Source organism: Mucilaginibacter frigoritolerans (genome assembly GCF_007830615.1).
Classification (GTDB): Bacteria; Bacteroidota; Bacteroidia; order Sphingobacteriales; family Sphingobacteriaceae; genus Mucilaginibacter; species Mucilaginibacter frigoritolerans.
In genome coordinates this window covers 494,961-507,260 of record NZ_VLLI01000001.1, presented here as the reverse complement: position 1 = coordinate 507,260, position 12,300 = coordinate 494,961, and the positions used below count along the sequence as shown (strand labels likewise).

The following is a 12,300-nucleotide window of genomic DNA, read 5'->3' as shown; positions in this document are numbered from 1 at the left end:
AGTCGGTTTTAACACCGTCTGTTTAATATTTATTCATAAAAAACTGATGCCTGACCAACTTTTACAACTCGACCGGCATTTATTTTATTTTGTTAACCATACACTTACCAATCCTTTTTTTGATTTGGTAATGCCCTACTTGCGAAATCCTAAATTCTGGATTCCTCTTTACCTGTTCATTATTGGATTTTGTGTTTGGAAATTTAAAAAACAGGCCATCTATATCATTGTCCTTTTAGCCCTTTCAGCAGGTTTTGCTGATTTCACAAGCGCAAGTGTCATCAAACCACAGGTAAAGCGACTGCGCCCATGCCGTGACCCTATAACAGCCTTAACAGACATTAACCGCGTAAGCTGCGGAACTGGTTACAGTTTCCCTTCAACCCATGCAACAGACCATTTTGCAATGGCGTTTTTTATGATATTGCTGTTTTATAAGCGGTGGCGCTGGATATGGCTATGGGCTATACTGTGGGCAGGAACTATTAGCTTTGCTCAGGTATATGTTGGTGTACATTATCCTATTGATGTTACCTGCGGTGCTATTTATGGAGCGTTGGTAGGATGGCTTTTTGCGTTTATATTTAAAAAGCTACAACCTGATGGTTTAGTAAAAAGTTATTAGGAAACTAAAATCAACCCCGTAGTTTATCAAGCAAGTCACTCAGTTGTCCGGCTTCTTCTTCAGTGAGGTTGTTTTTTAAAACATCTTTTGTTCTAAATTCGATATCCATTTTTTCAAGGACACCAAGACCTTCATCACTTATCCGAATATCAACTGCACGGCGGTCTTTAGTATTGGTGCAACGTGATACCAGCCCTTTTTGGACCAAACGATCAACAATACGTGATGCATCCGACATTTTATCCAGCATACGTTCTTTTAATAAATTAATTGTAGCCGGCTTAGGGTATTGCCCTCTTAATATTCTTAACACATTAAACTGCTGCTGAGTAAGATTATTTTTTTCAAACTTACAACGGAATACATTATTTAACCACCCATAAGTATAAGTTACATTTATAACTGCCTTATGGTAATTATCTTCAAATTTGCTGCTTTGTATTTCTTCGTCTATCCGCATTGTTATTAGCCCTTGCTGCAAATATCCTTATTTATTTTTTAACATCCTTATCCTCTTTGGGTTTTCCATAATCCCAGGGACAATGAAGGCACTTATTTTTACAACAATATCCGCGTTTTAAATGATATTCCTTTGTAAAAACGAAGTTTCCGTCTTCATTTATATAATAATCAACATTCTCCTGCAGCATTAGTTAAGTATTTTTACAAATATATTATCACCAAAATGCTTTTTCAAATGCAGACCATTACCATGCAGGGTCCAGATCTGTTTCGGTTGTGTAATTTTTATGGTCTGTAAAATATCGTTCCAATCCACATGGTCTGAAATGAAAAGTGTGTCCCGGCTATTCACCTGCAAGTTTTTCCATCCGGAAGCAAATAAACGGGTAACACCGGTAGCCCTTAAATAGCTATCAAAAGTAAACGGAGGTACAATATAAACAAACTCATCCTGATTTTTCATCAGCTTACGGCTATAGATCTGACACTTACCTGGTGCATGGCCCATTTTCTCGTAAATGGCATTAATGGACATTATGCGGTGATGAATTAACAACTTTTTTTGAGGCGCATAAGTATTGATCAAATTAATTAACCGCTGACTTTTACCTAAACCATAGGCGCCCAATAATATATTGGTTTTTATTTCATTAATCTTTTTAATTTCCTCGGTGGGATCGGGATGTAAAATTGCAGGATCGGCAAAAGTGCTTTCGGTTATCAGCACATCGGTAGTTACCCATTCAATAGGCTCACAAGTGGCATCAGGCTGCAACTTATAATCGCCGGTGTACAAATACCTTATTCCCTCATATTCCATTAAAATTTGCGCTGAACCCAGCATGTGTCCCGCCGGTATCAGGGTTATTTTAACCTTACCTACTGTAAATGGGGCATTGTAAGCAATTACATTAAAAACCTTGGCTGAGTTTTTTCCATAACGGAGCAGCATAAATGCTTTTGTGGCTTCTGTTAAATACACAGTATTATTACCGCTTATTGCATGATCGGCATGAGCATGCGAAATAATGGCATTGCTTACTGGTTGTTTTGGATCGATGTAAAAGTCGCCGTATTTACAGTAAAGTCCGTTGCCATCAAAGGAAACAAAATCTTCAATTATCATTATTTCGTTGCGTTATTAATCATGGAATTATTGCCAGCTAGAAGAATAATTATTAAATTCCTCTAATAACTTAATGATCCGAAGTGAGCATCTAAATTTAAAACCTGGGGTATCACCAATTGGCTATCATCATTTTTAATGATATGATCAGCAAGCTGGGATTTTTTTTCTTCAGAAAACTGATGTGCATTACGGCTTTCTACTTCTTCCCTGGTCAGTCCATCCCGCTTCATAACACGTTGAATACGTATTTCAAGCGGTGCCTGTACCATTATGGTATAATCGCACATTTTGTATGAATCACTTTCAAAAAGCAAGGCTGCTTCTTTTAAAACATAAGGTACATGCTTATGCTGTTTGACCCACGTATCAAAAGCCCTGAAGGTAGCGGGGTGTACCAACGAGTTCAATTTAGCAAGTTTTGCATTATCATTAAAAACAATGCCAGCAATATATTTGCGGTTTAAGGTACCATCTTCAAAATAAGATGTATCCCCAAAAGCTATTTTTATTTCATTGATAAGAATGACATCATTAACCATGGCATTTTTGGCGGCATCATCAGCGTAAAAAACAGGTATGCCTAATACCTCGAAAATTTTGCTTACAGTGGTTTTACCACTTCCTATATTACCGGTTATGCCTATTTTGAGCATTATTTTCTTACTATAAAATCAATATTTTGAGGCTCTACCTTTACCAGTTTACAAAACCACGGAATTTTTGAAACTACCACTGGTAATACCTTATAACCCTGGTTTCGCCACAGATCAAGGTTAGCTGTTGCTTCAAAAAAATCCTCATCCGTTTCGGCATACCTGCTTAACGATACCATAAAGGTAATCTTTACTTTTTGAGGAAATATCTTTACATCATCATAATTGTAATTGTTGATCAACTTAACCGGTATCAGTAAAGTTTTTTCGGTAAACTCATCAACAGGAACATTTACCCGTACCGTTTTGGGATAAATACTCAAATTACCCTCCTTTACAGGTTGCAATCCTAAATCTGTATTAAGCGTTTCGTTAACACTGTCGGCTTTTAAAGTATCTGATGGCCATTCGGTAAGTTTATCAATTACACTTGCGGGACCATTTACAATTACATACCCCGGTTTAATAGTTATATTATCTGATTGTGAAAACTGCTTATTATAACGGATAGATGTAATCAGTTTTACGGGTACCCGTTTTACTTTCCGGTTAGAAAAATCAAAATACAGCGTGTCAGGTATAAAGCCGGTTATCTGTTGCCCAATTTCTCTTTTGTTGTTGATTTGATCCAACTGAGTGCTTAATACAATATAGCTTTTGTTTTCGAGCGAGTTTAAGTCGACGGTAAATACTTTTACCTTGTTGTTCATCCTGGAAAATAACATTTCCCAGCCACTTCCGGTAACGGTAACATTTACAGTATCTGATTGTAAGGAATGAAAAGCCCTCCGTTGAGGAGTATTTTTAAAATTAAGGGCTTCCTTAACGGTGTAGTTATAAGTATTGGACAATACACTAAATATCCACGCACAAACTGCAAGTATCAGGCATGTAAAAAACGCTGATACCCTTCTCCTTTCTGTTGCAGATAATTTAATTATTGGCATAGTAAAAAGGTAAAAGGCGAAAGCTGAAAGGTAAAAGGCCTGGATTACTAACCTTTCTCCTTTTACCTTTCGCCTTCGCCCTAAAAAACTAAGCTTTTGTAGCTACCGGTGGTGCATTTAATGCTTTTGAAGCTTCAAGTGATATAGCTGATTTATCAAAACGAATTTTACCGTTATCAACTTCAACCAAAAAAGTAGTTTCATTAAGATCAACAATCCTGCCATGAATACCGGCAGTAGTTACTACTTTATCGCCTTTTTTAAGCTCAGTAACATATTTTTTTTGATCTTTTTGTTTTTTTACCTGTGGCCTGATCATAAAGAAATAAAACACTATGGCAATAAGACCAAGTGGTAACATTTGCTGAATGCCGAAGCCGCCTGCAGCTTGTAATAAAATAGTTGCTATCATTTTAAATTTATATTATTTTGTAGTTTTTGGCACTATTTCGCCAATTAAATGAACCCTGCTTTGCGCCGGATTGGTATTAGCGGTAATAGTTATCATTTTATCCTGTAAACCCATTTTACCTGCACTGTTAAACGTAACATTTATAGCGCCGCTTTCTCCGGGTTTTATTGGCGTACGCGGCCATTCGGGCTTTGTACAACCACAAGTGGCAATTGCATCCGTAATAATTAAGGGTGATTTACCGGTGTTGGTGAATTTAAAATCATAAGTAACCTTATCGCCCGGACTTATTTTACCAAAATCATGCATCTCTTTATCAAACTTCATTACCGGTGCTTCAGCTGCATTGGCCGTTGTAGTGTTATTAGCCGCAGCGCCACTTTGATTTGACTGATTGCAGGCAACCAATAACACACCTGCAGCCATTAAGCTTAAGAATAGTTTTTTCATTGTGTTAATTTGAGCTCAATAGTAATTAAAATATCATGAATGCTAATTGAAATTATTCAATTAATCCCCTGCCTGTTTTCTTTATCTTATTTTCTGCCTTTAATTCAAATAAAATCTTATCTAAGATACCGTTTATAAACGAATTACTTTTTGGCGTACTAAATTCCTTAGAAATCTCCAAGTATTCATTTATAGTAACCTTAACCGGGATAGAGGTAAAATTGATAAACTCAACAATTGCCATTTTCATCAGTAAAGTATCCATCATGGCAATACGATCCGGTTCCCAATTCTGGGTCTTTTTACCTATCATTTCCTGGTAATCATTATTGAACCTGATGCTTTGTTCAAAAAGATTCACAATAAACTCCCTGTCTTCTTCCCAGTTTGCAGTAACTTCTGCCAGCTTATTAAGCTCGAACTCATCGTAAGAGAAGTTTTTAAATGTTTTGGCAATCAAAGCTTGCAATACATCTTTATCAACCGGCCAGTAAATAAACATATCTTCAAAAACCTGCTCAGCTATTGACGATTTTAAGATTACCTTTTTGAAGATGAATTTTATAATATCCTTATCTGTCTGAATAGTATCATCTGTTTTTTTCAGGTACTCTTTATAGTCGTCAGAGTTTTTAAGGATAATAAATAATGATTTGATTAGTTCAGGTTCAAAATCCCAGGCAACTTTGTACTTTTTTAAGCCGGATAAAAATTCCTTGTTTCTTTGGAGTGATAAGATAAACCTGTTGCTTAGTATTTTTACACTAGCATTCTTATCTTCTTCGGTAGGCAGGTGCTTGTTGGCCCTTTCTTCAGCATCGTTTGCGGCATAATCTGCAACTTCTGAAATTAACGAGAGCATCCAGATATACATTTCGTATACCTTGTCAATACTTTGCAGCAAATTCTTTTCATGCTGCCTGATGTCGCCGCTGTTTGATTGGTGATAAGCGTATAACGACTGTAAAACTTTTACCCTTAGGTGTCTGCGATTTAACATTTGTAAGAACGATTTTTAAGTCTGAAGCCCCATTGGCAAACAGATCTATATTTATTATTTAGTAGGTTGATTTCACTTTTTTAATATCTGCAATACGTTTTTCAGCAATTTTGTTTGCGGCAACAACAGTTGAAATATTTTCGGCCTTTGAAAGTTTTAAAACATTCCGCGTTGCCTCATAAATATTTTCGGTTAACTGCATGGTGCGTTTTTTGCTAAAACCCATTAGTTCAGAGTAACAATTAATAATTCCGCCTGCATTAATTACATAATCTGGTGCAAACAATATACCTTTTTCAAGAAGCATCTGCCCGTGCACGGTTTCGTCTTGCAACTGATTGTTTGCCGAACCTGCAATTATGCCGCATTTTAGCTTGCTTATAGTTTGGGTATTTACCGTAGCCCCTAAAGCACATGGTGCATAAATATCAGCATCTATATCAAAAATACTATTGTTTGATACTGCTTGTGCACCGTATTTTTTGGCTATCTGTCCCAACAATTCTTCATTAATATCACTGATGTATACTTTGGCATTTTCATCTCTAAGCAACTTTACCAGGTTTTCACCTACGTGACCAATACCTTGTACTATTATTGTTTTTCCGGTAATGTTATCATTCCCGTATAACTCTTTTACACAAGCCTTTATTCCCATAAAAACCCCAAGAGCTGCTATGGGTGTAGGGTCTCCGCTACCACCAATGCTTTCCGGAACACCCATTACATGCTGCGTTTCCATCCTGATGTATTCCATATCCCTAGGATTGGTACCTACATCAACAGCCGTAATAAATTCACCATTTAAGTTTTTTATAAAACGACCAAATTTGCGCAGCAATGCTTCAGTTTTATCTTTTCGCGAGTCGCCAATAATGACTGCCTTACCACCACCCAGGTTTAGCCCAGCAATGGCCGATTTGTAAGTCATGCTTTTTGACAAACGCAATACATCCTGTAAAGCATCAACCTCATTTTTGTATGCCCACATACGGGTACCGCCCAAAGCCGGACCCAATGTAGTATCATGTACTGCAATAATAGCTTTCAAACCAGTGTCCGGATCACTACAAAAAACAACTTTCTTGTGCCCAAAGGCCTCAAGCTGATTAAATATAGAATCGTCAGGGTTTTGTGTTAGCATCAGAAATGATAAAATTTATTTTTTGCGACCGGACAAAAGTAGGTGTTTTTTTGGTTGAAGCAAAGGGAATTGTTTTAATTGGCTTAATATTGAATTGGATAACTTATAGAAGTATGAAAACTTCCAGGAATAAAACATATTGAAATTGTTAATAAACAGTAATCTTTAAAACTTACAATACTACCCTCTATTCAATAGCTTGAAAATTCAATTTCATTAGTCTACTTTTGAACTTTCAGACTTTACTGACCTTCCGACTTCGGATAATCAATACATGAGAGATCTCGCTTATCTTAATAAATTCTTTTACAAATACCGGTGGAGGCTTATTCCAGGAATTCTATTTGTAATTATATCCAATATTTTTGGTGTATTACCCGCACAGGTTATCCGCGTTGCGTTCGATCTTGTTACCGAAAACATCAGCACTTACCAGCTTTTTGCAGACTTTAACAGGCAGCAGGTTATTTATGACATATTTGGCTCAAGTCTGTTCCTGTTTGGCATCCTGGTACTAATATTAGCACTGTTGCGCGGCCTGTTTTTATTTTTTATGCGGCAAACCATTATCCTGATGTCGCGCCACATTGAATATGATCTTAAAAATGAAATTTACAACCATTACCAGTTGCTATCGCTCGCCTTTTATCGCCGCCATAATACCGGCGATTTAATGAACCGGGTAACCGAGGATGTTAGCCGTGTGCGTATGTATCTTGGGCCGGGTATAATGTACACTATTAACACCGTAGTGCTTTTTATAATGGTAATTTATGCCATGCTTACGGTTAATGTAAGGCTGGCAATATTTTCAGTTCTACCTCTGCCTATTTTAGCTGTTATTATATACTATGTAAATAATATTATTAATTATCGCAGCGAAAAAATACAGGAACGGTTATCTTCCTTATCAAGTTTTGTACAGGAAAACTTTTCAGGGATCCGCGTAATAAAATCATATGTACGTGAGAATTATGTAAGAAGTAATTTTGCTTCTGAGAGCGAAAACTACAAGGTGCATTCTATGGCTTTGGCAAAGGCACAAGCATTATTTTATCCCTTAATGCTTTTACTTGTTGGCTTAAGCAATATTATTACCATGTATATTGGTGGTGTTGAGGTAATGAAGGGAAATATTACATCGGGAAATATTGCTGAGTTTATTGTTTACCTCAATCAGCTTACCTTTCCGGTTATTTCATTGGGATGGGTAACATCACTAATTCAGCGTGCTGCGGCTTCTCAAAAACGTATCAATGAGTTTTTGGACCAGGAGCCTGAAATTATTTCGCCTAAAACTGAAAAACAAAACATAGCAGGCCAAATAGAATTTAACGATGTATCTTTTATATATCCCGATACAGGCATACAGGCATTAAAAAATGTATCTTTTATAGCCAAACCGGGCGAAATGGTGGCTATTATAGGTCGCACAGGATCAGGGAAATCAACTATCGCTAATTTAATTATGCGGATGTATGATGCTACAGCTGGAAATGTTTTAATAGACAGTAAATTAATTAAACAGCTTAATCTGGAGGGTTACAGGTCACAAATAGGCTTTGTCCCGCAGGAAGTTTTCCTGTTTTCAGACACCATTGCAAATAATATTGCCTTTAGTGCCGATGTATTGGATATGCCTACAATTGAACAAGCAGCAAAGGATGCTGCCGTATACAACAATATTATGGAACTGGAAAAGGGCTTTGAAACCCTGATCGGTGAACGTGGCATTACTTTATCGGGCGGACAAAAACAACGTGTATCAATTGCCAGGGCTATTGTTAAACAGCCTCAGATACTCATCTTTGACGATTGTTTATCCGCGGTTGATACACGTACCGAAGAGGAAATATTAAACCATTTGGGCCGCAATATGCAGGGTAAAACTAGCTTAATAATAGCCCACAGAATATCAACCATAAAAAATGCGGATAAAATATTGGTAATGGATAAAGGTGAAATTATTGAACAAGGCAATCATTCTTATTTAATGCAATTGAAAGGAACGTATTTTGAATTGTACGAAAAACAATTGCTTGAAGAGGAAGAAAATGTCTAAAAATTTAATTTTCACCACAATAAAAGCATAAAAAGTTTAATAATATTCAATTATATAGTTGTAGTTTGAAAAATTATTTATATTTATGCAAACCAAAACTAGTTACAATAAAATATATTATGGGAGATTTTGACAATAGAGAGCGTGAAGAGGTTTATTCAAAGAAAGTAAGGGCCGGAAAAAGAACTTATTTTTTCGACGTAAAAGCAACTAGGTCTAACGACTACTATGTTACCATTACAGAGAGCAAAAAACGTTTAGAAGACGGGGTTTTTATTAAACACAAAATCTTTTTATATAAAGAAGATTTTGAAAAATTTGCCGAAGGACTAAAAGATACTGTTGATTACATCAAAGCTAATCAGGAAGTTGTTGAAAAACGCTATGAATACAATGAATCATCTGAAATCGCTAAAACTGCAGACGAAGATTTCTCATTCGAAATTTAAACTAAACTAAACTAAATAATAAATCAAAACCTGCTCTTTTGGGCAGGTTTTTTGTTTTTATAAGTATTTTAGCGAGGGCATTATTACTACTGCCGCGTTTACTTATGAATTGGCGCAGGATGCTGTAAGATATGCCCAAAAATCAACATCGCTATATTAAAGTAAATTACCAGCCCGGTAACATCAACCAAAGTGGCAACAAAAGGTGCAGACGAAGTTGCCGGATCAAAGCCCAGTTTTTTTAACGCCAACGGAAGCATTGAGCCCGCCAGCGATCCCCAAAGCACCACTCCTATTAATGAAAAACCAACAGTAAATGCCATTAATAACCAGTGTTCACCATAAATATCGCTAAAGGTTGTCCAGACAGCTACACGCGAGAAACCTATAACCCCCAATATGGTGCCCAGCATTAAGCCTGATATTATTTCCCGTCGCATTACACGCCACCAGTCAATCAGTTTAACCTCTCCTAATGCCATTGCCTGTATAATTAAAGTAGAGGCCTGAGAACCGCTATTACCGCCACTTGAAATAATTAAAGGGACAAAAAATGCCAGCATGGTTAATGAAGCCAATTCACCTCCGTATGACTGCATAGCGGTAGTGGTAAGCATTTCACTTAAAAACAGGATAATTAACCAGCCTACTCTTTTCTTTACCAATTTAAAAAGGCTAATATCCAGGTAAGGCTCATCTAGGGCTTCAGTACCACCAATTTTCTGGATATCCTCTGTATATTCCTCGTTAGCTATCCAAAGGATATCATCAACCGTAACTATGCCTAATAAAACATTAGCGTCATCAGTAACCGGTAAGGCTGTACGGTTATTCATTCTGAAAATATTTATGGCCTCCTGTTGCGGGTCTGTTGCCTTTAAAGCTATCAGCCGGCCATCCATTAATTGACTTACCTTAGTTGATGGCTCAACCAACAGGATCTCACGGATGCGGATATCATCTAATAAAACGCCCTTATCACCTAAAACATAAATTACATCAATGGTTTCAGAGTCCTTACCGTATTGGCGAATATGATCCAAAACTTTTTGAACATCCCAGCTTTTTTTAACGGCGATATAATCAGGGGTCATTAACCTACCAACGCTATCTTCTTCGTAACCAAGTAGTTGCAGCGCCTGTTTACGATCGGCAGCAGATAGGTGCTGAATTAATTTCTGAACAGTTTTTCCATGCAAATCGCTAAAAAGTGAGGTACGGTCATCAGGAGGAAGCTCATTAATGATCTCAATTACCTTAGGGCCCGAAAGTTTTTTAAGGATGCGCTCCTGCGTAGGAAAATCAAGTATTCTAAAAACATTTACAGCTCTGTTTAGCGAGAGTGTTTCAATAAAATGAGGACCATAATCAGGAAGTTCACCTATCAGTTCTTCAACATCAGATATATTAAGGTTGTTAAGATATTCCCGGAGTTTGTTTTCATCATTATTTTCCAGCAATAATTCAATTTGTTCAACCATTTCTTCCATAAAAAAGTCCTCTTGTTTACATGTTAATAAAAATGTTTGTTTGGTTTGATGGCGGCAAAAGTCGTTTATTTTTTCAAATAATAAGGCAATATTTTTCTGTTATCTTTGCGCTTTTTAAGGGAGTGGCTAATGGGGTTGATCAGCGTGATTAAGCTTTTATTGATCATACGTTTTTAACTCAGTCAACCATTCACTCAATCAACTTAATCAACTAATAAAAAAATGGGTTTACAATGTGGTATTGTGGGTTTGCCAAATGTGGGAAAATCAACACTTTTTAATTGCTTATCAAATGCTAAAGCGCAGGCGGCTAACTTTCCTTTTTGTACAATTGAGCCAAATGTGGGCGTTATTACCGTGCCAGATGAACGTCTTACCAAGCTTACAGAAATAGTAAACCCTAAAAACGTGGTTCCTAATGTTATTGAAATTGTTGATATAGCAGGTCTTGTAAAAGGTGCCAGCAAGGGCGAAGGTTTAGGAAACCAGTTTTTGGCAAACATTCGTGCAACCAATGCCATTATCCATGTATTACGTTGTTTTGATAACGACAATGTAATTCACGTTGATGGTTCGGTTGATCCGATCCGTGATAAAGAGATTATTGATACAGAACTACAGCTGAAAGACCTTGACTCGATAGAGAAAAAAATTCAGAAGGTTGAAAAAATGGCTAAAACGGGCGGTGATAAAGAGGCTAAAAAAACCTTTGACGTACTCACTATTTATAAAAACCACTTACTTTCAGGTAAATCAGCCCGCACAGCTCCTGTTGCTGAAGAAGATAAAGAATACATTGCCGATATATGGTTGTTAACCGCTAAACCGGTAATGTATGTTTGCAATGTAGACGAAAGCGCTGTTAACACCGGTAATGCTTATGTTGAAAAAGTAAAAGCTGCGGTAAAAGAAGAAAATGCTGAAGTATTGATCATATCGGCACAAATAGAGTCAGAAATTGCACAGTTGGAAACTTATGAGGAGCGCCAGCTTTTTCTGGATGATTTGGGTTTGGCAGAATCAGGTGTAAACAAACTAATCAAAGCGGCTTATAAACTGCTTAACCTGGCAACCTACTTCACTGCGGGTGTACAAGAAGTACGTGCATGGACCATTACCCAGGGTTTTACTGCACCACAAGCTGCCGGCGTAATCCATACCGATTTTGAGAAAGGCTTTATCCGTGCAGAGGTTATAAAGTATGAAGACTTTGTGAAATTCAACGGATCAGAAACTGTTATTAAAGAAAACGGAAAAATGAGCGTTGAGGGTAAAACCTATGTTGTTCAGGATGGTGATATTATGCACTTCAGGTTTAATGTTTAAATAAGGATTATGATAAAAGAGGTCTTTTCATTTAAATGAAAAGACCTCTTTTATTCATTTTTTTTGACTTACCAAATTTTTAAAATAGACAATCCCGGTAAAAAAGTATGCCTTTCAAAGAAAGGTAAAATACGCTCTTAAATAGCTTATG

The 12,300-nt window shown here is 36.8% G+C and carries 14 protein-coding genes; 4 read left to right on the top strand and 10 right to left on the bottom strand.

The window, feature by feature from the left end; translation table 11 throughout:
* The first annotated feature begins 46 nt into the window (after nt 1–46).
* The gene (locus tag JN11_RS02090) at nt 47–625 is read left to right on the top strand and encodes a phosphatase PAP2 family protein (RefSeq protein ID WP_144909146.1); all 579 of its coding nucleotides are present in this window, start codon (nt 47–49) and stop codon (nt 623–625) included.
* 10 nt (nt 626–635) lie between these two features.
* Here JN11_RS02090 and JN11_RS02085 read toward each other — a convergent pair whose 3' ends face one another.
* The 9 genes from JN11_RS02085 to JN11_RS02050 all read right to left on the bottom strand — a co-directional run bounded on the left by JN11_RS02085 (nt 636) and on the right by JN11_RS02050 (nt 6,822).
* Nucleotides 636–1,085, bottom strand: a complete 450-nt coding sequence (locus tag JN11_RS02085; protein WP_144909144.1) for a MarR family winged helix-turn-helix transcriptional regulator — start codon at nt 1,083–1,085, stop codon at nt 636–638.
* A 31-nt stretch (nt 1,086–1,116) separates the two neighbouring features.
* The gene (locus JN11_RS24325) at nt 1,117–1,275 is read right to left on the bottom strand and encodes a DUF5522 domain-containing protein (RefSeq protein WP_170227673.1); all 159 of its coding nucleotides are present in this window, start codon (nt 1,273–1,275) and stop codon (nt 1,117–1,119) included.
* On the bottom strand, nt 1,275–2,213 hold the full coding sequence (locus tag JN11_RS02080; protein ID WP_144909142.1) for an MBL fold metallo-hydrolase: 939 nt from the start codon (nt 2,211–2,213) through the stop codon (nt 1,275–1,277). The genes JN11_RS24325 and JN11_RS02080 overlap by 1 nt, the downstream gene beginning before the upstream one ends.
* Before the next feature lie 62 nt (nt 2,214–2,275).
* Nucleotides 2,276–2,869, bottom strand: coding sequence for a dephospho-CoA kinase (gene coaE, locus JN11_RS02075; RefSeq protein ID WP_144909141.1), 594 nt, complete (start codon nt 2,867–2,869; stop codon nt 2,276–2,278).
* Complete coding sequence (locus JN11_RS02070; RefSeq protein WP_144909139.1) at nt 2,869–3,816, bottom strand: YbbR-like domain-containing protein; 948 nt, start codon at nt 3,814–3,816, stop codon at nt 2,869–2,871. Before JN11_RS02070 ends, coaE begins: the two co-directional genes overlap by 1 nt.
* Nucleotides 3,817–3,904: 88 nt before the next feature.
* Nucleotides 3,905–4,228: a preprotein translocase subunit YajC gene (yajC, locus tag JN11_RS02065; RefSeq protein WP_144909137.1), complete on the bottom strand. Its 324-nt coding sequence runs from the start codon at nt 4,226–4,228 to the stop codon at nt 3,905–3,907.
* Nucleotides 4,229–4,240: 12 nt separating this feature from the next.
* The gene (locus JN11_RS02060; protein WP_144909135.1) at nt 4,241–4,678 is read right to left on the bottom strand and encodes a DUF1573 domain-containing protein; all 438 of its coding nucleotides are present in this window, start codon (nt 4,676–4,678) and stop codon (nt 4,241–4,243) included.
* A gap of 52 nt (nt 4,679–4,730) precedes the next feature.
* On the bottom strand, nt 4,731–5,678 hold the full coding sequence (gene nusB, locus JN11_RS02055; RefSeq protein WP_144909134.1) for a transcription antitermination factor NusB: 948 nt from the start codon (nt 5,676–5,678) through the stop codon (nt 4,731–4,733).
* Nucleotides 5,679–5,736: 58 nt separating this feature from the next.
* The gene (locus JN11_RS02050; RefSeq protein ID WP_144909132.1) at nt 5,737–6,822 is read right to left on the bottom strand and encodes a Glu/Leu/Phe/Val family dehydrogenase; all 1,086 of its coding nucleotides are present in this window, start codon (nt 6,820–6,822) and stop codon (nt 5,737–5,739) included.
* 274 nt (nt 6,823–7,096) lie between these two features.
* Here JN11_RS02050 and JN11_RS02045 point away from each other — a divergent pair, with 274 nt between their 5' ends.
* Entirely contained in the window at nt 7,097–8,884 is a 1,788-nt protein-coding gene (locus JN11_RS02045) for an ABC transporter ATP-binding protein (RefSeq protein WP_144909130.1), read from the top strand.
* A 119-nt stretch (nt 8,885–9,003) separates the two neighbouring features.
* Entirely contained in the window at nt 9,004–9,333 is a 330-nt protein-coding gene (locus JN11_RS02040; protein ID WP_144909128.1) for a DUF3276 family protein, read from the top strand.
* 98 nt (nt 9,334–9,431) lie between these two features.
* Here the strand turns inward: JN11_RS02040 and mgtE are convergent, their stop codons facing one another.
* Nucleotides 9,432–10,823, bottom strand: a complete 1,392-nt coding sequence (gene mgtE, locus JN11_RS02035; RefSeq protein ID WP_144909126.1) for a magnesium transporter — start codon at nt 10,821–10,823, stop codon at nt 9,432–9,434.
* A gap of 222 nt (nt 10,824–11,045) precedes the next feature.
* Between mgtE and ychF the strand changes: the two genes are divergently transcribed.
* Nucleotides 11,046–12,149, top strand: a complete 1,104-nt coding sequence (gene ychF / locus JN11_RS02030) for a redox-regulated ATPase YchF (RefSeq protein ID WP_144909124.1) — start codon at nt 11,046–11,048, stop codon at nt 12,147–12,149.
* Nucleotides 12,150–12,300 lie beyond the last annotated feature (151 nt).